The 19,613-nt window shown below is 53.8% G+C and carries 18 protein-coding genes; 9 read left to right on the top strand and 9 right to left on the bottom strand.

The features are described from left to right. Nucleotides 1-118: 118 nt before the first annotated feature. From LPA02S_RS00805 to LPA02S_RS00790, 4 genes are all read right to left on the bottom strand, one after another. Nucleotides 119-1,561 (bottom strand): glycoside hydrolase family 1 protein, encoded by a 1,443-nt coding sequence (locus tag LPA02S_RS00805; protein ID WP_054649107.1) that lies wholly within the window; start codon nt 1,559-1,561, stop codon nt 119-121. An 87-nt stretch (nt 1,562-1,648) separates the two neighbouring features. After that, nucleotides 1,649-3,547: a beta-glucoside-specific PTS transporter subunit IIABC gene (locus LPA02S_RS00800; RefSeq protein WP_056956703.1), complete on the bottom strand. Its 1,899-nt coding sequence runs from the start codon at nt 3,545-3,547 to the stop codon at nt 1,649-1,651. 88 nt (nt 3,548-3,635) lie between these two features. Further along, nucleotides 3,636-4,481, bottom strand: coding sequence for a BglG family transcription antiterminator LicT (gene licT / locus LPA02S_RS00795; protein ID WP_056956702.1), 846 nt, complete (start codon nt 4,479-4,481; stop codon nt 3,636-3,638). 324 nt (nt 4,482-4,805) lie between these two features. Further along, nucleotides 4,806-5,633 carry a glycosyltransferase family 8 protein gene (locus tag LPA02S_RS00790; RefSeq protein ID WP_054649109.1) on the bottom strand — a complete coding sequence of 276 codons (828 nt, stop codon included), beginning with the start codon at nt 5,631-5,633 and terminating at the stop codon, nt 4,806-4,808. 151 nt (nt 5,634-5,784) lie between these two features. Here LPA02S_RS00790 and LPA02S_RS00785 point away from each other — a divergent pair, with 151 nt between their 5' ends. From LPA02S_RS00785 to LPA02S_RS00755, 7 genes are all read left to right on the top strand, one after another. After that, nucleotides 5,785-6,732: an alpha/beta hydrolase gene (locus LPA02S_RS00785; protein WP_056956701.1), complete on the top strand. Its 948-nt coding sequence runs from the start codon at nt 5,785-5,787 to the stop codon at nt 6,730-6,732. Further along, entirely contained in the window at nt 6,732-7,319 is a 588-nt protein-coding gene (locus tag LPA02S_RS00780) for a TetR/AcrR family transcriptional regulator (protein WP_056956700.1), read from the top strand. Before LPA02S_RS00785 ends, LPA02S_RS00780 begins: the two co-directional genes overlap by 1 nt. Before the next feature lie 35 nt (nt 7,320-7,354). Continuing rightward, nucleotides 7,355-7,888, top strand: a complete 534-nt coding sequence (locus LPA02S_RS00775; RefSeq protein ID WP_056956699.1) for a GNAT family N-acetyltransferase — start codon at nt 7,355-7,357, stop codon at nt 7,886-7,888. A gap of 229 nt (nt 7,889-8,117) precedes the next feature. Then, complete coding sequence (locus LPA02S_RS00770) at nt 8,118-9,404, top strand: APC family permease (RefSeq protein WP_056956698.1); 1,287 nt, start codon at nt 8,118-8,120, stop codon at nt 9,402-9,404. A gap of 69 nt (nt 9,405-9,473) precedes the next feature. After that, a complete protein-coding gene (locus LPA02S_RS00765) occupies nt 9,474-10,610 on the top strand; it encodes a DUF6454 family protein (protein ID WP_056956697.1) in 1,137 nt (378 codons plus the stop codon). Beyond that, the gene (locus LPA02S_RS00760; protein WP_056956696.1) at nt 10,600-11,379 is read left to right on the top strand and encodes a hypothetical protein; all 780 of its coding nucleotides are present in this window, start codon (nt 10,600-10,602) and stop codon (nt 11,377-11,379) included. The genes LPA02S_RS00765 and LPA02S_RS00760 overlap by 11 nt, the downstream gene beginning before the upstream one ends. Before the next feature lie 167 nt (nt 11,380-11,546). Then, nucleotides 11,547-12,119, top strand: a complete 573-nt coding sequence (locus LPA02S_RS00755) for a TMEM175 family protein (protein WP_054649119.1) — start codon at nt 11,547-11,549, stop codon at nt 12,117-12,119. Nucleotides 12,120-12,278: 159 nt separating this feature from the next. On the opposite strand, the gene LPA02S_RS00750 is transcribed toward LPA02S_RS00755, so the two are convergent. Both LPA02S_RS00750 and LPA02S_RS00745 read right to left on the bottom strand, forming a co-directional pair. Beyond that, nucleotides 12,279-13,295, bottom strand: a complete 1,017-nt coding sequence (locus LPA02S_RS00750; protein WP_156302015.1) for an amidohydrolase family protein — start codon at nt 13,293-13,295, stop codon at nt 12,279-12,281. Between the two features lie 110 nt (nt 13,296-13,405). After that, a complete protein-coding gene (locus LPA02S_RS00745; protein WP_054649121.1) occupies nt 13,406-13,969 on the bottom strand; it encodes a TetR/AcrR family transcriptional regulator in 564 nt (187 codons plus the stop codon). A gap of 372 nt (nt 13,970-14,341) precedes the next feature. Between LPA02S_RS00745 and LPA02S_RS00740 the strand changes: the two genes are divergently transcribed. Beyond that, nucleotides 14,342-15,028, top strand: coding sequence for a type 1 glutamine amidotransferase domain-containing protein (locus LPA02S_RS00740; RefSeq protein ID WP_054649123.1), 687 nt, complete (start codon nt 14,342-14,344; stop codon nt 15,026-15,028). Nucleotides 15,029-15,097: 69 nt separating this feature from the next. Here the strand turns inward: LPA02S_RS00740 and LPA02S_RS00735 are convergent, their stop codons facing one another. The 3 genes from LPA02S_RS00735 to LPA02S_RS00725 all read right to left on the bottom strand — a co-directional run bounded on the left by LPA02S_RS00735 (nt 15,098) and on the right by LPA02S_RS00725 (nt 16,690). Continuing rightward, nucleotides 15,098-15,937, bottom strand: a complete 840-nt coding sequence (locus LPA02S_RS00735; protein ID WP_054649125.1) for an alpha/beta hydrolase — start codon at nt 15,935-15,937, stop codon at nt 15,098-15,100. Between the two features lie 221 nt (nt 15,938-16,158). After that, on the bottom strand, nt 16,159-16,428 hold the full coding sequence (locus LPA02S_RS00730) for a Txe/YoeB family addiction module toxin (protein WP_054649127.1): 270 nt from the start codon (nt 16,426-16,428) through the stop codon (nt 16,159-16,161). After that, a complete protein-coding gene (locus LPA02S_RS00725) occupies nt 16,421-16,690 on the bottom strand; it encodes a type II toxin-antitoxin system Phd/YefM family antitoxin (RefSeq protein WP_054649129.1) in 270 nt (89 codons plus the stop codon). The genes LPA02S_RS00730 and LPA02S_RS00725 overlap by 8 nt, the downstream gene beginning before the upstream one ends. 721 nt (nt 16,691-17,411) lie before the next feature. On the opposite strand from LPA02S_RS00725, the gene LPA02S_RS00720 reads away from it, so the two are divergent. After that, on the top strand, nt 17,412-19,553 hold the full coding sequence (locus tag LPA02S_RS00720; RefSeq protein ID WP_056956832.1) for a Tex family protein: 2,142 nt from the start codon (nt 17,412-17,414) through the stop codon (nt 19,551-19,553). The last annotated feature ends 60 nt before the right edge of the window (nt 19,554-19,613 follow it).

Here is a 19,613-nt window from a genome sequence, read left to right as displayed (position 1 = left end):
GAAGAATTGTGTTTGACGGCCTGAGTAGTAATTTTTCCACACATTAATCCACAAAAAAAACGCCCGACATAAGGGGAAACCATAACTCCCCTAATGTCAGGCGTTTCTCGTGTTGGCTCTACTTCATCTTCTCTCCGTTCGACCCAATCACCCGCTTGTACCATTCAAACGAGGCCTTCCGGTACCGTTTCATGCTCCCGTGACCCTCATCATCCAGATCCACATAGATAAACCCATACCGCTTGGACATCTGCCCGGTCGACGCGCTCACCAGGTCGATGCATCCCCACGGCGTGTAGCCCATCACCTGCACCCCGTCGGCGATAGCGCCGCGGATGGCTTCGATGTGCTCGCGCAGGTAGTTGATGCGGTAGTCGTCCTGAACAAAGTGGTTGGCGTCGGGTTGATCAACTGCGCCCAGGCCGTTTTCAACCACGAAGACCGGCTTGTTGTATCGGTTGGCTAATTCGTTCAGCGCGATGCGGAGTCCAGTTGGATCAATCTGCCAGCCCCAATCACTCGATTTGAGGAATGGGTTCGTCACGCCGCCCACGAGGTTGCCGTTGGCAGTGGCCAGCGACTTGTCAGTTACATTGACCGCCGTAGACATGTAGTAGGAGAAGCCGATATAGTCTACCGGGTTCGCGGCGAGTACGGCGAGGTCCTCGTCAGTCACTTCCAGGTCTTTGAACGAGAAACCATAGTGGTTCATCAACGACTCCGTGTACAGCGGGTACTGGCCCCGTACTTGGACATCCCCACAAAAGTGATTCATGGCCTGATTTTCTTTGAGCGCCGCCAGCTGGTTAACAGGGTTAGCGTCGTACGCGTAGGTAGTTGCGTACAGCAACATGCAACCAATTTGCAGGTCGGATCGCAATTGGTGCCCGATAGCCACGGCTTTGGCGCCAGCAACAAACTGGTTGTGCCAAGCCTGATAACGGTTTTGCATCTCGTTGCCGCCGTTTGATGCGACGAGCCCTTGGCCCATGACCGGGAAGTGCAAAGCCGAGTTGATTTCGTTGAATGTCATCCAGTACTTAACCCGGCTGGCAAAGCGAGTCAGCACCACACGAGCGTACCGCTCATAGAAGCCGATCAGCGCGCGGTTCTTCCACCCGCCATAAGTGGTTACTAAGTTTAGCGGCATTTCGTAATGGCTGATGGTGATGACGGGTTCGATGTTGTACTTCAGGCACTCGTCAATGACGCGGTCATAGAACTGCAGGCCGTCCTCGTTGGGCTGCGTTTCATCCCCGTTCGGGAAAATACGCGACCAGGCGATGGAGAAACGGTAGCACTTGAACCCAATTTCGGCAAAAAGGGCGATATCCTCCTGGTAGTGGTGGTAAAAATCGATGCCTTTGTGGTTAGGATAGGTGTACTTGTCCTCATCGATGGACCAATCAAAGTCGGGTTGGTCGACAATTTTGAATCGTTCAGGGCCACCGGGGAGGGCGTCGGCGATAGATAGGCCCTTGCCGCCCTCTTGATAGGCACCTTCAAGTTGGTTGGCGGCGGTGGCGCCGCCCCAGAGAAATCCTTCGGGAAATTGTTGCATCATAAATGCTCCTTTCACTGTGATGAATAACTGTGTATGGTGTTGTGATCATCAAAACGTGACCAAATTTATTAGCGCCAACACACGCTAGATGACATACAGGGCGACTGCATTCTTGTCGACCGTGGTCACCTCGTTAGGCACGACATCAACAAAGTCTTTGGTGTTGGTCACAACTAACATCGTCGTGGTGTCATACCCGTCAGCCTTGATGGCGTCCAGGTCGGCGTCGAGTAGCAGGTCCCCTTGTTTAACGGTGGCACCCTGGTTAACGTGCGCGGTAAAGTGCGCACCCTTGAGGTCAACCGTATCAATCCCGACGTGAATCAAGAGTTCCACACCGTCTTTGCTTTTCAGACCAATCGCGTGCTTCGTCGGGAAGACCGTCTCCACGGTACCGTCGAAGGGCGCGTATAAGTGATCGTCGGTTGGGATGATGGCGGCACCGTCACCCATCATCTTTTGGGCAAAGGTGGGATCGGAGACGCTTTCAATGTTGATCAGCTCTCCGGCAACGGGGGCGAAGACCTTTTTAGTATCCTTCGCGCCGCCGTCAATATTGGCCATGCTGGTGGTGGCAGTAGTCGCAGGTTGTGCGTTATCCTTGGCGGCTTCCGGAGCATCCTCGTTGAAACCGAGAATCAGGGTCAAAGTAAAGGATAGAATTGCTGAAACGACGGCAACAATCACGGCGTAAACAATATTCTTCGGTGCCCCGTTGTAAATGAATTGCGGTAGTGCGATCACGGATGGCACCGCAAAGGCGTATGCCTTGAGGTTAACAATACCCATGAACAATCCGGTAATACCACCAGAAATCATGGCTGCATATAGTGGTTTGCGGTACTTGAGGGTGACCCCGTAAAGCGCCGGTTCGGTCACACCTGCAAGCAATGCCGAAATGGAAGCGGCTGACGCAACTTCGCGGGTTTGCTTGTTCTTAGTTTTAACGGCTACGGCGAGGCTGGCAGCCCCCTGAGCAATATTGGCGGCCAACATTGCGGGCAAAATTAAGGAGTCTGGGGTCGCCACGCTCGCAATGAGGAAGATTGAGGAGAATGCCCAGTGCATCCCGGTCATAACGATTAGCGGCATGAATGCGGCCATTAGGGCCATCGCTAACCAACCGGCGTGCTTTTGAATCAGGAGGATTAACCACGATAGCCCCTTACCAGCATAGGTGCCAATTGGGCCAATAACGATCAGGGCGAGGATACCAACAATGAGAATTTCAAGCAGCGGCTTCAGGATACTCTTTAAGCTGGCCGGACAAACTTTATCAATGCCAATTTCGATGTACTTCATGGCCCAAACCACCATCAGGATCGGAATAACGGAACTGGAATAGGTTGCCAGCGTGACTGGTAGACCCATCAGATGCACTGGCTTGGCGGCGGTTACCAGGGCGGTAAAGTTGGGGTGAATCATGATGCCGGCAACGGTGACTGCCAGAATGGTGTTGACCTTAAAGTACTTGGCACTGGTAATCGCTAGCTCAATCGGCAGGAAGTAGAAGGGCGCATCGCCGAATACTGATAGCAAGGTATAAGTTTGCGACTTGTCGCTCATCCAGCCGACAGTGGTGAGGAGAATCAAAATGACTTTGATCATCCCACCACCGATTAGTGCAGGAATTAGGGGCGACATGCAGGAACTAATGAAGTTGGCAAATTGGTCGAATAAATTGCCCGATTTTGTGTCTGCGTTAGCTGTGGTTGCGGACGCGTCCTCATCGGTGGGGAAGTCGCCAAGCTTAACGACTGCGTTGTAGTAGTCAGAAACGGCATTACCGATGATAACTTGGTACTGGCCGTTTTGGTGGTTAACGCCCATGACGCCAGCAATGTTTTTTACCTTGGCGTCGTCAACTTTGCTTTCGTCCTTCAGGCGGAAGCGTAGCCGCGTGACACAGTGGGTTAAGTAATTGATGTTGCTTTCGCCACCAACGGCGTTATAAATCTGTTCAGCAGAATCCTTGGTGCTCATGATGATCACTCCTTTTTGAATAAAAAAACCTAACGAATGCCCATAACGGCACCCATTAGGTCATGCTCGGGATTGTCCCGATAACACCCTATAAATTGCGGACTAACCGGTTGATGTGCACGGTTAGGTATAACAGTTCGGAATTATTGATTTCGAAGTGGTACTTGTCCATAATGAACGACTGGATTTTGAGCGTACAGGCGTAAGACTTAGAGTAACGGGACTTCAGCACTGTTAATAGCTCTTCGTCCTCATCGTCGTCATAGTGCTTACCCAGTAGAATACGTTGGGCAAAGAATTTTAGGTGGGTAATGAATCTGTAGTAGTTTAGTGACTGTTCGTCGAATTCGGTGTGGAAGTAATCTTTAACCAGGTCTTCGACTTCCTTAATAATCGTGGTGATTCCAACGGCTAGGTTTTGTTCCCGGGGACTATCGCTTTCCGCATTGATAAAGTGGACTGCGATGAACGCTGCCTCGTCGTCACCCAAATCAACGTTGAAGGCATCTTGAATGACGGCGACTGCCTTCTTACCCACCGCAAATTCGTCTGGGTAGAAGCGAGCGATGTCCCACTTTAGCGGGTTAGATAGGTTGATACCTTCCTGTTGCTTACGCTTAATTGCCATCGACAAGTGGTCGGTGAGATTAACGTAGATCATTTCGTTAATCTGACGGCCGAGCTTGATTTTGGCGTAGTTAATAATGCGCTCGGCGACCTCTATCTCGGCTAACGGAACGTCAATGACTAGCTCAGTAAATTTACTCATGGTCGTGGGATCCTTCAGGAAGAAGGTTTTTTCGACCTTGGCCATGTCGATGGATTGTCCTTGCTTTTTGCCAAACGCGATTCCTGGGCCCATCAACAGTACATCGACACCTTCGCGATTGGTGGAAATACAAGTATTGTTGTTGAGAACGCGTTTGATTCGCAAGTAAATCCCTCCAAAAAAATAGACTTGTCCACACATTAACCCGTGTAGATAAGTCATGCTCAATTACTTGATAACACCTTATCGATTCAATATATGCTTGTCACTCATGCTTGCGCACACCTAGTGAGAGCCGACGCAATAACATCGTAACTGCTTTCATGGTAGCAGGCGTTGTATCCGCTGTCAAATGGTTCATAACCAAAACCGACAAAGGCTGAGCTATTGAGTGGCGGAATGGTATTTGCAAGTTTTTTGTGGGCAGGCTGAAGACCTTCATACTTTATATTGGATTGGATTAATCGACGCTTGGATTGAAACCGAATTTCACTTCCCCAGCTCCTCAGTCAACTTTGCGTAGTTCAAATACAGCGCGGTAAACCGGTTATCATGCTTGTCCGACCACGGCTTGGGCTTGCCGTTAAAGTGCAAAATGGCGGTGTTGGCCATCACCCAGTGGATGTCCTGCTTGCCCAATGAGCGGGTGAGGTAGGTGACGTAATTACGGGCGTCGTAATTCCACACCTCGTCGGGCACCTCCAGAATGGTTGAACCGTAGAGGTGATTGAGGATGTCCTGGTCCGGCAGCATCAGGTAGTCGCCGTATTCGTCGATGGTGCGCTTGATGTCGTCCCACTTGATGGTTTTGCGCGCTTGGTCCAGATCCATGAGCATGATGCCGGAGTTGAAGTAGCCGTGCTCCGTGTTTAAACGGAGGTTGTTCAAAGCCGTGGTGACGTCAATCACACCGGTATGGGTCGACGCCGTCAGCATGTACCCATTCAGGTCGGTGTTCCACAGTGGCAGTAACGAATTAATGACCAAAATATCTGGATCCAAGTACAGAACTTTATGGACTGTATCGGGTAAAATGTTACCGGCGAGCAATCTAAAGTACATTTCCCGCGGGTATCGGGCTTCCGTGGGTGCATTGTTAAACAAATTGCCGTTGACCGTAACGGGCTCAAAGCCCCAGCCATACAGGGCGGCTTGTTGCCGCACTTCCTCAAGTAGCTCCTCGTCGATACCGTCGTGAATCAGCCAAACGCGGATGGGGGCGTCATTGCTGTTCATGTGAATCGAGTTCAAGGCCACTTTGAAAGGTTGTATGTAGCCCGCATCAAGGGTGAATAATAACTCCAGTTTGGTCGTCATCGTCGAAACCTCCTCGTGATAACTACATTATAGCGGTTGCGGTCATTAAATCACTATTCGTATGTAATTTACTCTTGACTTTAATTGATTGACCAATTAATATTGAGCAAAGTTAATTAATTGACCAATCAATTATAAAAGAGGATACATCATGACTAAATTACAATCAGCCCAAAGTAATACAATTTCAGCGGCGGCGCGGCGCATGCTTGCTGATTTTAAATACTTTAACCTGCCCAATTTTGTGCCCATTACAGCAAGAATGATTAACCGCATTCGTACGCAATTTCAAGCCGGTGAAAACGTGGTAGAGGAAGGGCTTATCGATACGGGACACCTGGCGACGGAGCCCATTAAGGTGAATGGCGTGGCGGGAATGAAAATAACCAGCCCCCATACTGACGACGCGGGACCCGTTATTGTGAACGTCCATGGCGGTGGCTTCATCATGGGCACCGCGCGGGAACGGACCGCCTTGCTGGCTGCGGCAGAGACAAATCTGCCCGTTTATTCAGTGGAGTATACTCTAGCTCCTGAAGGGCAGGCCCCGCTGGTGGTCCAGGAAGTATTGGACTTTTATCGCGGTGTCCGGGCAGTAGTGGGTGATCGCCCCATCGTGATGAGTGGCAGCTCCGCCGGCTCGGGAATTGCTGCAGCTGTGGTGCAGCAGGCGCACAATTTACAGGAACCGTTGCCCGTCGCCATGATTTTGTTTTGCCCAGCTTTGGACATCTCGGGTGACGGCGACTCCGCCATTTTTAACGAAAAACGTGACGTTGGCTCCGCTAAGATGGCGCTACGTTTGGCAGAGCGGTATATTGGTGATAATAATCCGCGCGACCCATTGGTGTCACCGATGTACGGCGAGGTGGGGGCGTGGTTTCCACCAACCTTTATGAGCACTGGTACGCGGGACCTGATGTTGAGCAACGTGGCGCGATTTAGCGATAAGCTGCGCGCGGCTGGCGTGGAATACACTGCCATCATCAAGGAAGGAATGTGGCACGGCTTCAACTGGGAACCCCAACTGGAGGAGGCCGTCACAACGCGGCGTGCGGCATGGCAATTTATTCAACAGCATACGGAGGCAGGTAACTAATGCGTGAACGGGACGATGATAAACAAAGACGAATTTTGGCTGCGGCGGGTCAGATCGTGATGGATGAGGGCATTGCCGCCGTTTCTTTGAGCAAAATTGCGCAGGCCGCTGGCATCGCTTCGGGCACGCTTTACACGTACTTTAAGGATAAGAACGCCATGCTGAAGGCCTTGTATTTACACCACAAAGAGGCGATGGCAAAGGCAACCACTCAATTTGATCCTTCCGGTGACCCCGAGCGTGAGTTGCGCCACTACATGGACTTGGTCTATGCTTACGCACAACAACACCTTGCGGATATGCTACTCATCCGCGAGTTTAACCAGTCACCAGTGCTTCAACAACTCGGTGTCACCCGCGCAGAAGCGTATGCAGGGTACGAGCCCATCGTGCAGTTAACGGAGCGGGGTGTCGCGGCCGGGGTGTTCATGCCAGTTGTCTTCGACGTATTAATGTCGTACGCATATACGCCGGTGGTGGAGTATGCCGTGGCCGTGGCTAACGGCTTGATCGATCCGCAAACGGTTCCCTTCGACCGGATCAAAATGTTGTCCTGCCGCGCCATTTTGGTCCACCCGAAAGCATGATTTTGGCGATTAGTAGTTAGAATTGAGGTAATGTCATGACAGAATTACAAACCGGTATCCGCACTGCACGCCTCACTCTCCGCAACTTCCGTCCGGACGACGCTGAGGCGCTATTCCAGCTGTTCCGGGAGCCCGACACGTTGCGGTTTACGCGGTACAACGACGTGAAACTCCGCGGCGACTTTGACCAGCTGTTCACCGACCATTTCTTGAATAACCCCACCGCGGCGGCGATTGAGCTCACCACGACCGGCGCCGTCATCGGCTTGATTGAGATGCACACCGGTGGCGTATTGACCTATGCGGTGCGCCAGGCGTTCTGGAACCATGGCTACGTCACGGAGGCCGGCCGGGCGTTCGTGGATACCATGTTCGCGACGCAGCCCATTACGATGGTCAAAGGTGAATTTGCCAACGAAAACCAGGCGTCCGGTCGCGTGCTGGCCAAGCTAGGACTCCACTTTGCTGGTGAAATCGGGCCGTTCACCACGAAGGATGGACAGGAAATCATGGCGACACAGTATACCCTGAGTCGAGAGGAGTGGGCGACGCGCAGGCGTGCCGAATGACGAGAGTGCTTGTCAACGCAAAGTATCCCCACAACAACCGCAGGACCATGCTCAGTCAGCACGGTCCTTTTTTTACCCAACGATAACGCCGCCAACCGTGTCTATACACGCAATGCCAAGTCAGCTAGTTAACCCCATACCCTATAATCAACGTCAATTAGTCCCTACATTTTCGGGGCCGAATACCGTATAATGGATTAAAAATAACGACACTAAGGAGGCCGCTGCCATGGCCAAGTCCACCACACTTTCGTTCGGTAGCGTACTGCTGCTGGGCATTAACGGCATCATTGGCTCCGGGATATTCCTGTTGCCGGGTACGCTATTCAAAGCGGCGGGGTGGGCCAGCCTGGCAACAATCGGGTTGGCGGGCCTGGCCACGCTGATGATTGCGATGAACTACGCGGTGATGGCATCCAAAATTGATGAGGACGGCGGGGCGTGGGTGTACGCCAACCAAGCCTTTGGGCCGCACGCCGGCTTCCAGATTGGATGGTTCAGCTGGTTCCTCGGCGTCATCACCATCAGTACTGAAATTGCTGCGTTCCTGACCACACTGAGTGGCTTCTGGCCAGCAGCGCAGCACCGCTCAATCTACATTAGCGTGGCGCTCGCTATTTTGGGCGGCATCACCATCCTCAACGTCTTTGGCCCCGGCACGATGAAGGTGATCGACGACCTGTCTAGTGCCGTCAAAGTCGGCCTCATCCTGCTCTTCATCATCGGGAGTGGGCTCATGATTGCCGTCCACGGGCACATCGGCAGCCCCGTGGTGGGGGCGTCCGGACACGATTTGGTCGGGGCGTTCACCACGGCTTTCTACATGTTCACCGGCTTTTCGTTCCTCCCGGTGGCGGCAAAGCAGATGCGCAACGCCGAGCTCACGTTGCCCCGCGCGCTCATCGTGGTGATGGTCATCGTGACGGTGTTGTACTTACTGACGCAATTTCTAACCGTCACGTTGCTGGGGTCGCAAATCGTGGCGGAAAAGTTGCCGGTGGCGGCCGCGTTCATGCGCGTAGTCGGACCGGTGGGGCGCGGCGTGATCCTGGCGGGGATGTTGGTGTCCACTCTGGGGGTCGCCATCGCGGTTTCCTTCGACACTCCGGTGGAGCTGGCCTCGCTCGCCACCGAGAAGAAGTTGCTCCCACGCGAGTTTGGTCAGCAAAATCGCTTTGGGGCGCCGATTGTCGCCCTGTTGGCCACCATGGTGCTGGCCGCTGGGTTGGTGCTGAGTGGTAGCTACCTGTTCCTAGTCAACCTGATTGTCCTGAGCTCCTTTGTGCAGTACATCTCCACCGTACTGGCGACCTTCAAGTTGCGCAATGACACCACGTTGCCGCGCGGCGTCCGGTTGTGGGGCGGGCGGACGATCCCAGCGCTGTCGCTGGTTCTGCTTGCGTACCTCATCCTGCAGTTCAACCCGGTGACTTACGCCATCGGGATTGGCTTTGCCGCGGCGGGTGAGCTGGTCTACTGGGCCGATGACCGGCGCAAGCGGCGTCAGGCTACCTAGCCGCACCCGTTACCGCAATTATCAATTTTGACCACACATAACTGTGTACCACGAAAGGAATTGGAAGCTGTGAAAAATCGACAAAACTGGGTGATTATCGGCGTCGTGCTGGCGTTGACCGTCATTCTCTGGGGCGGCTTTGGCTGGGGGCAGCCTGACGTCCGCGTTATTCATCCCGAACCGGAAACGTCGCGGACGACGACGAGTACTGGTAGCGTGTACTCTCTGGCAACCGTCAGCCGGGCCGTTGACTCTTCGCCTGACCTCAAAGGCGCGGTGCTGGCTGGCTCCTCGCCGATGGATGGCGGGGCCGTGGATATGGCCAAGATGCCCATCGTGCCGGGGCTGCGCGCCACGCGTACGCGTAACGCCCAGGGCACCCTGGGGATGAGCACGATGATGACGCCACAAGGGGTGGACGTTGCGGGGCATTACCTGATTTCGTCGGCGTACGATCACGGGGAGCAGTACAACTCGACCCTGTACATTCAGGATATTCGGACCAACAAGTTAGTGAAAACCGTTGTCCTGCAAGGGCGGCCACACGTTGGTGGCATTACGTACGATGCCGACCACCAACAGTTGTTTGTGTGTGGTGAGTATCAGGGAACGGCCGAAATCATTGGCATCAAGCTCAAGCGCCTGTTGGCATACGACGACAAGAGCGCGCGCCCGATTAAATATGACAGCCGGACTTCGTTGGGTACGCAAAGTCGCGCCTCCTTCATAACGTATCACTCCGGTATTCTATTCGTCGGATTCTTCAACCCAAAGAGTAGTGGCTACATGCAGCATTACGACGTGAATAAGAAGGGCCAGATTGTTGGTGCCGGGCCGCTCCAGCAATTGCAGAACCAGGTGAGCGTGGTTTCGACGGCCTTGTTTAAGCAGCACACCCTCAGCAAAGTTCAGGGGGCGGTGTTCTACGGTGGCTACGCGTTCCTGTCGCAATCGTTTGGCCCGGGGCCATCCAAGCTGTACGTGTTCAAGGAGAACCTACTGAAGGAATCGTTTAGTGAACGTGATGCCGTGTTGGTGCTCAAGATGCCGAGCCACCTCGAGCAGATTAGTACGTATCAAGGCCGTATGTACCTCATCTTTGAATCGAGCGCAGCGGCGTACCGGAAGACCAGCCAGGACCACGTCGACCGAATTCTGTCGCTCGACCTCGCAACACTAGTGAAGGAGGTGCGCCATGCAAAGTAGTCGCAAATCATTACCGTGGCCCTTCGCGCCGCGCTTGACTCTTAATCAGTGGCTCCGCTTCTTTGCGGCTGCCTGGGTAGCTTACCTACTCTTCAATACGAACAATCCCTTAGCACAAGTATTGTTCTTGACGAAACAGGCGTACCTTCACACCACCCCGTGGTTGGCCGCATTGAAGGTGATTGGCGGAGGTGCCATTTACGCCGCAATTATCTTCGCCGGCCTGTGGTGGGCTGGTGGCCGCGGCGCATTCCGGCAACTGTTTCCGCGCATTCGGTGGCGAGACTTTGGAATTTACTGTGGGTACGGGTTGTTGTACCCCGTGTTCGGGATTCTTGGCCACGTGGCTACCATCTTTGTGGCAACGGGTCCGAGTGCCAACATTAAGGAGAGCCTCGCTTCGTGGCAGCAATACTCGTGGCCGGCGTACCGGCTGATGTCTTGGCAGGGAGTATTCACGACGACCGCTAACGTTTTGGTGACCCTGATGATCTTCCTAGCCATCATCCAGGTGCTGGACGGGCGGATGCAGCATCATCCCCACTGGCGCAATTTATGCGTGTACCTCATCACGGGTATTCTGGCCGGGGCGTTTGCCACCACGCCGTCGTCGCCAGATCTCTGGTCCAACGTGGTGGTCACCATCTTCACGCAACTGCCACTGCTATGGAGCTACCGGCGCAGCCGTAACCTGGGTGTGCCCGCGCTCATTGTGTGGGGTGGGCACCGGTTGCTCACGGGATTAATGTTGATGTTGAATATTTTGTAGAGGGTAACGCAAAGGCCCGCAACTGTTATGGTTGCGGGCCTTTACGATGATGTCGGATTATTTTGTCGGGCCCGCCATCTTATTCACATTGCTTGCCCGGCATAACTCATCCGTACCATAAATTTGCGGTATAATAACGTTATCTATTTATTCGAGGTGAGGGCAACATGAGTCGCGCACGATTAGAGGCATTTACCGATGGTGTCATCGCAATTCTCATCACAATTTTAGTTCTGGAAATCCATTTACCTGATACCCAGCATTCGTGGACGGTGGTGTGGCGTATGGCCCCCGTGTTCGCGGCCTACGTACTCAGCTTTCTGGTGATTGCTGGATTTTGGATATCGCACCACACGTTGATGTTGCAAACGGAAAACGTGACCGTACAAGCTTTGTGGGCGAACCTGCATTTCTTGTTCTGGCTCTCGCTCACACCAGCCGTCACCGCCTGGTTCGGCACGGATATTCATTCGGTGCCGGCCGCGGTTTTGTTTCAGCTGAACGTCATTGCGGTTAACCTCTCGTTCTTATTGTTGCGGGCGGTGGTTCGACGCTCGAACCCGCATCTGATCAACCTCGCAATCAAGATGGAGGTCATGTCTTTTGGCATCAACTTTGTCACGCTTGTAGCCGTCATCTTTGCCCCGCCGTTACTGTTTGTCGGGCTGGGCGTGAATAGCCTCGTATGGTTGATTCCGACGACGCAGAACATGCGCTTGGTGACGTCGCCGAGGGATTGAGTATTTTGGCCGTATGAAAAGTATGGCTTTGCCCGTAGATGACAATCACCGACAAGTGGCTGTCCACTTGGGACCAACATGGTCTGGTCCGACGCCAGCCCTTTGCGGTATATAAAGGCCACCCCAACCATTGTCAAGGTAGGGGTGGCTTTTGCGATTCTATTTGCGGAGATGTAATAATTTTTCTGCATTTTGGTACGCGACTTTTGCTTGCTCGTCCGGCGTCAAAATGGAATCCGTCAAGAACTTTGCGGCGTCTGCCGGGTGGTTGTATGGGTAGTCGAGGGAGTACATCAGGTGGTCGGCACCAACTTCAGTGTAGATGAGCTGGAGCTGTGCTGGGAAAAACATGCCACTTGGAGTGATGTAAAAGTTTTCACGGTACGTCTGGCTAATGCTCCGTTGTAAGTTGACGGTCAGGCCCAGTGTTTGGTCCATGCGTTCAAGGAATGCGGGGACCAGTTCGCCCCAGTGGCCCGTGATGATTTTGAGGTTGGGGTGACGGTCGAAGGTGCCGGCGAGAATCAAGCGAATCATTTGCACGCCAAGATCCTCATGCCAACCCCAACCGGCACCAGCGAACGTGAAGGCGGTCAGCTCGGACCAACCCTGGCCTTCGTAGTAGTATTCACTGATTTCTGCGGGAATAAAGGCGGGGTGGAAGTATAGTGGCACATCCAACTTTTCGGCCGCCGCCAAAATTGGTTCGTAGAAGGGATCGTCAAAGAAGCGGTGGTCGTAATAGCCGTGGATCATTGCCCCACTGAGACCTAGTTGAGTTACCGCGCGTTCCAGTTCAGCCGCCGCGGCCTCCGGATCACCGACGGGTAACGTTGCCCAGCCGCCGAAACGGTCCGGATGCTGGCTAATGGCGTCTGCTAGGTCATCATTGGCCATCTGGCATAGCTCGATGCCTACTTTGGGATCCAGATTTTTGGGAGTGTTGTCGCCATAACCCATAATTTGCATTTGGATGTTGTTGGCGTCCATGAAGTCCAGCCGCTGCTGCCCGGCACTAATCAGTTCGGTGTTATCCCGCTGCGACTTGGCCGCAAATTCCGCGATACTATGGTCGTCGGGGTTTTGGTGTGGGTAGGATGGTGCCGACATGTATGGCTTAGCAGCCTGGTTGACGCGGTCAGATTCCCAATGCTCTTCAAGTGTAATTAATTTCATTTCGAGGCCTCCTAGTTGATGAGACCAATTATAGGTGCCTAGGGAACGCTGCGGCAGGTCCGTTACGCTACAAAAACGCGGTATTTGTCATGCATCGTCTCGGCTGGCCACTAGATATCCGCGGGTGGCGACGGTATGGTTTGTTTGAACAAAGAAACGAAGTCAGCACGAGTGAATTCCGGATGCAAAGTTAACGTTTTGGCGAATGCTATGAGGATCCGCGCATCCATTTCCAAACGGAGGGTGTCGTCGCGCTTGGCGGTTTTGATGTAGCCGTGTACTCGGTGCATATCCCTCTTGATGTATTGAATCACTTGTTCGGTCACGTCGCCCCAGAACATCATCTCTAGGGTAGTACGGTTGGCCAGCATTAGCTTGACCGCTATTTCGGCGGACTGGGCCGTACCCCCGACGGTGTGGTCGATTTGTTGGAGAAACTCATTCACCATCACGGCCATGTCGTACTCGATTACTTGGCCCACATTTTGGTAATGGCGATAAAATGTTTGGCGGGGGATGCCGGCCTGTCGGCAAAGCCGAGTAATGGTGACGTCCGCATAAGGAGTCTGTGCGGTGTACAGTTGGCGTAGCGCGGTGAACAATTTTTCTTGGGTGGCGCGTAGGCGTTTGTCCGGTTGGTGGTAATATGCCAGTGGCACTTTGGGATTACTCAATACAATGCACCTCGTTCAAGTATGTATGGCCCTAAACACCGGCCGTACATGCTTGCGTTTTAACTGATCAAAGGTGGCTGGCGTTGGACCGGCCCATACAATCAAGCTTATTCTCGTTATACGGTATTGCTGGCCGGAAAGCAATCGGTGGTGCCGATACGTGTTGACCTGGTTTTGAATTGACTACTGAGACGGATAATGGCCGACCAATTCAATATGAGCATGGTTGTAGTTAACTGCGCACGATTATACGTTGAGTTGCGGACAATTATGGCACCAATAATGCCTGTTATTGACTCTTGACAGACAATAACGTCTATTCTTTAATAGTGTGAAATAAACACGATAACTGGCAGAGCAGGAGGCCTAATTATGCAAAAAGTACTAGTAGTGGAAACCAACGTGACGCGCTACGCCGGCACCAACGACCCCACCGGTTTGTGGCTGGGCGAGGCGGCCGAGTTTGTGGACGCAATGCAGCAGGCGGGCATTGGCGTTGATTACGTCAGCCCCCGCGGCGGCTTTGTTCCGCTCGATCCCCGTAGCATGAAGTATACGGATGCCGACATTATGCGGGTGTACGAGGACGCCGATTTTGTGGACCGCGCCCTGCGCAACACGTTGCGGCCGGACCAGGTTAATCCAGCTGACTACGTGGCCATTTATTACACGGGTGGTCACGGCGTGATGTGGGATTTTCCGGACAATCCCGAGTTGCAACAGCTGGCCCTGAGTATTTACAACCAGGGCGGCTACGTTACCTCGGTGTGCCACGGCATTGCGGGGTTGCTGAACATCAAAGACGCGGCGGGTAACTACCTCATTGCCGGCAAGCACGTGACTGGTTTTACCACCGCGGAGGAGATTATCGCCGGTAAGAAGTCGGTGGTCCCGTTCTTGAACCGGACGGTGGCGACGGAGCACGGTGCCCACTTTGATCAGAAGCGTTTCTACAGTGAGTATGCCGTGCAGGATGGCCGGCTGCTGACGGGGCAGAACCCGTTCTCCGTGCGGGCGGTGGCGAAGTTGCTCGTTGATGCGGTAGGTAACGCCGGATAATATAATTAGGGCACCACGGTTGCGTAGGGGAACGCTGCCGTGGTGCCCTGTTGCGTTAAGTGGTCGTGGTTAGTACAGGTAATCGTTCACTGCCTTTGCCACCCCATCGTTTTCGTGTAGTTGGCTATGTTGCGCCTTGGCACCGGTGAACATCATCTCGGTGTAATTCTTGTACCGGCTCCGCAGCAGGTAACGCAGCGACCGGCTGGAAACATTGGTGACGTCGCCGTCAGAGTTGGTACCATCATCCTTGTTGCCGTAAATATTGAGGATGTCGACCTGCTGCTTGGGAAAGTTATCGCGGTTGCGCAGCATCTCTTTGTACCGCGCATCCAGAATGGTGGGGCGGCCGGACTTGGTCAGCGTGTTGCGGTTGGGTTCATCGTCCATACCGACAATACCGTCGAAGTGACCGGCAATATTGACCTGTTTGTGCAGCTTGGGCGCGTTGAACGTGTGCTGCTGGAACAGAACGTAGTACATGAAGCCGAGGTTGCCCATGGAGTGTGCGACGACGTTGTAGTTAGCAAAGTGGTGTTTGCGGTTGACGGCCTGCAGCACGTTTTTAATCCACTTGGCGTCCGTTTGGAGATTGGCGTTCTTGTTGTCCTTGAACACTACCTGAACGATAGGATTCTTGGTGGACTTAGGCCAACGACCTTTGAGCGTGACCTCGCCGTTGGTATCGACTACAGCCTGGTAGACCTTGTGGGCGTGGTAGTTCGTGACCGCGTACTGAATGAGGTGGTTGGTGGAGTTGGCCGACCCGCTGTAACCGTGGAAGTAGAACGTGGGTGTGGTGCTGGTCGTAGCGTTGGCGGGTGCGGCGGTGCCTTTGGCTGAACAGGCCGACAGGGTGACGGCGACAATTAACGTGGCGAATAATGCGAGAATCTTTTTATGCTTCATGCTCGATTTCCTCCCAGAATAACGTTACCTGAGGTTATTTTATCTTCTTCAAGGCCAATGGTGCCACACCCTGGCGATTGGAGCAATGTACATTTTCGGGACTGGTGTAGTTGTAGTGAAGAACGGATATTTGATCAAGTCGTAACGCATTGATGGCTGGGACCCGGGCTTTTTTCGTCAAAAAAACGCACCCAAAGTAAGGGTGCGTTTAATTAGGCCTGCTAGTAATGATCGCGACAAGAATATATTTGTATTGCTTTGCCCGCGTTGGCACCCACAATTGAGTACACGATGCGATGTTCTTGCGTGATGTGACGCGACCACTTACCTGTCAGGTCGTGTTTGAGTGGCTCTGGTTTACCAATACCAGTAAATGGAGTGCGATCAATGGCCTTGATCAGCCGATTAATACGTTTAACCATGTATTTATCGGCATGATCGTGCCAGTACATATAATCGGTCCATGCATCGTCAGACCAGGATTTAATCATCGTCGAAATCCGTGAGCAATTCGTGTGTAATTGCTTTGCCCGCCGCGAACTGTTCATCCCCTCTTCTGATTTTGGCCATTAACTCCGGATTGCTCATAATGTGCATCGTTTCCTGCAGGGAGTCATAATCATGCTGGCTGATGACCACAACGTTATCCTCTTTGTCCCTGGCCGTAACAATAATTGGTTCGGCGTCCTCATTGACCTGTTGCATGTAGGTCTTTAAGTGCTGGCGAAAGTTGCTATAGCTAACTGCGTCCATCTTGATGCCCCCCTTTTTTAATTTAATTGTACCACATGTTGTACAACAAACGGATGGGTCAGTGAACCTGAATGCGGGTGGTTATGGATTAAAAAAGCCAGAAGCGTGGCGGTTAAACCTTGCGTCTATGTGGGCCGGAAACTATATAGTGACACCCTCGACAGCTATGTGTGGGGGTGTTTTACACCTTAAAGACACGTACTCAGCGTGTCGAGCAACCACGTGTTGGTTGCAACGACGTCTTTGTACGCGAGGGCATCGGGGTGGCGGAACCAGTAGATATAGCCGTTCACGACGGTATCGGTGGCCGAATGCAGGATTAGCTGTTGCGGCCCGGTGGGGGTGCCCGCGACGAGTTGATGGGGTCATGGTCGAATAAGCAAAAAATTGGTGCTCTACCCGGTTTAGTACCTGTTTATGCTGCTGGTGGTATCGTCTTACTGATATTGGTGGTTCAACTATGCTATGCCCATCACAAGTTGGCGAATAACTAACCATGTGATGGGCATTTCGTGTCTTAATGGCAGCGACTGGGGCTAGCAACGCGCTGGTCCCTGCATGGCGTTCTTGTAGTGTTGGTAGGTAGAGGTTGAGCTAGAGTATCCGCACCCCCCAACCAATTCCTTTGCCAGTGTTATGATAGTAACTATCGTTCAACCAGAATTTAACAGTAAGTGAGGAACATACTTTGACTGAAGCACAATCACAAACCGTCTCCCTGATGCGTCCCGACCTGCCCGACATCAGTGCGCACCAGATTACCACGGTACTGAACTTGATGGACGACGGCAACACGGTTCCGTTCATTGCCCGCTACCGTAAGGAAATGACGGGCAGCCTGGATGAAGTGCAGATTCAGGCCATCGAGGAGGCGCACGCCCGTGTCACCAAGCTCCAGGATCGTAAAGCCGCGGTGATTAAGAGCATCGACGAACAGGGGAAGCTCACGGCCAAGTTGAAGGCGCAGATTAACGCTGCCACCCAGCTACAAGACGTCGAGGACATTTACCTGCCGTACAAGCAGAAGCGGCAGACCAAAGCCATGGTCGCCCGCGCGCACGGACTTCAGCCGTTTGCGGAATGGATCATGACGTTTCCCACCGCACCTTTGGCCACTGAGGCCGCGGGGTACGTTGACCCAGCCAAAGAAGTGGCGACGGTGGCCGACGTCCTCGCCGGCGCCCACGAAATCCTGGCGGAGACGTTCAGTGAGGTGGCGACCGTGCGTAACTGGGTGCGCAATTACACGCAGCGGACTGGGAGCGTCCGCGTCACGGTGAAGACCAAGGGGAAGGAGCTCGACGAGAAGGGTGTGTACCAGCAGTACTACGACTTTGAGGAACCCATCAGCAAGATGACCTCCACCCGCACGCTGGCGATTAACCGCGGCGAGAAGGAGAAGATTCTCACCGTCAAAGTCAAAGTTGATACCGGCGCCGTCATGAATTATTGCCGTTTCCGGTTTATTGGTCAGCACCCACACTCCGAGGCAACGGCGTTCATCACGGAGGCGTACGAGGACGCGTACAAGCGGTTCATCGGACCGGCCATCGAGCGCGAACTGCGGGGCGTGTTGACCGCGGACGCCGAGGCTAAGTCCATCAAGGTCTTTGGCCAGAACCTGTACAACCTCCTGATGCAGGCCCCGATTAAGGGCAAAGTTGTGCTGGGGTTCGACCCGGCGTACCGGACTGGTTGCAAGCTAGCCGTGGTGGACGAAAACGGGAAGTTTCTCGATAAGGCGGTTATTTACCCGCACAAGCCAGCCCCAGAGGCCAAGCGCCGTGCGGCTACGCAGGAATTGATCGACCTGCTTGAACGGTACCAAGTGACGATGATTGCTATCGGTAACGGGACGGCCAGCCGCGAGTCGGAGCAGTTTGTCGCCGCAACTTTGAAACAAATCCATCGCGACATCTACTACGTGATTGTGAACGAGGCCGGTGCGTCGGTGTACTCTGCAAGCCAGGAGGCGCGCGATGAGTTCCCCGACCTACACGTGGAGCAGCGTAGTGCCATCAGCATCGCCCGCCGGTTGCAGGACCCGTTGGCGGAACTGGTCAAAATCAATCCAGAATCCATCGGCGTGGGGCAGTACCAGCACGATTTGCCGGCCAAAGACCTCGCAACGGAAGTCGACGCGGTGGTTGAACGTGCCGTCAACCAGGTAGGGGTCAACCTGAATACGGCTAGCTACCAGCTGCTGACGCGGATATCGGGCCTGTCGAAGACGATTGCGGTCAATATCGTGAAGTATCGCGATGAGCACGGCCGGTACAACAGCCGCGCCGAGTTGAAGAAGGTACCGCGGTTGGGACCGAAGGCGTACGAGCAGTCGGTCGGATTTCTGCGCATTATCGGTGGCAAGCGAGCCTTGGACAACACGGATATCCATCCAGAGAGTTACCCAGTGGCCAAGCAAATCATGGCGGCGGCCGGTGTGCAGGAGTCTGACCTGGGCAGTGACGCGGCGGCAGCGAAAGTTGCGGCGGTGGACGTGGCGCCCATCGTTGCCACCGGCGTGGGTGCAACCACGGTGGCCGACATCGTGGCAGGCTTGCAAAGCCCCGGCCGCGACCTCCGTGACAGCATGCCCGCACCTATTTTACGGCAGGACGTTCTGACGATGGAGGATCTCCAGCCGGGGATGAAGTTGGAGGGAACCGTCCGCAACGTGGTGGACTTTGGCGCCTTTGTCGATATCGGAGTAAAGCATGACGGGTTAGTACACGTGTCGCAGATGGCACAGCGGTTTGTCCGCGACCCGAAGACCGTGGTGGCGATTGGTGACATCGTCACGGTGTGGATTGAGTCCGTCGACTTGCAACGCGAGCGCATCCAACTGACGATGGTCGAACCTTAAGGTAGTGGGTGTCAGCAGCGTAGGCCGGCCCGGTGAGCTGCGGCTTTCGTGGGGTGCTCC

This window comes from Lacticaseibacillus pantheris DSM 15945 = JCM 12539 = NBRC 106106 (assembly GCF_001591865.1).
Taxonomy (GTDB): domain Bacteria; phylum Bacillota; class Bacilli; order Lactobacillales; family Lactobacillaceae; genus Lacticaseibacillus; species Lacticaseibacillus pantheris.
The sequence above is the reverse complement of the archived record's forward strand: the minus strand, read 5'-3'. Positions and strand labels throughout refer to the sequence as shown.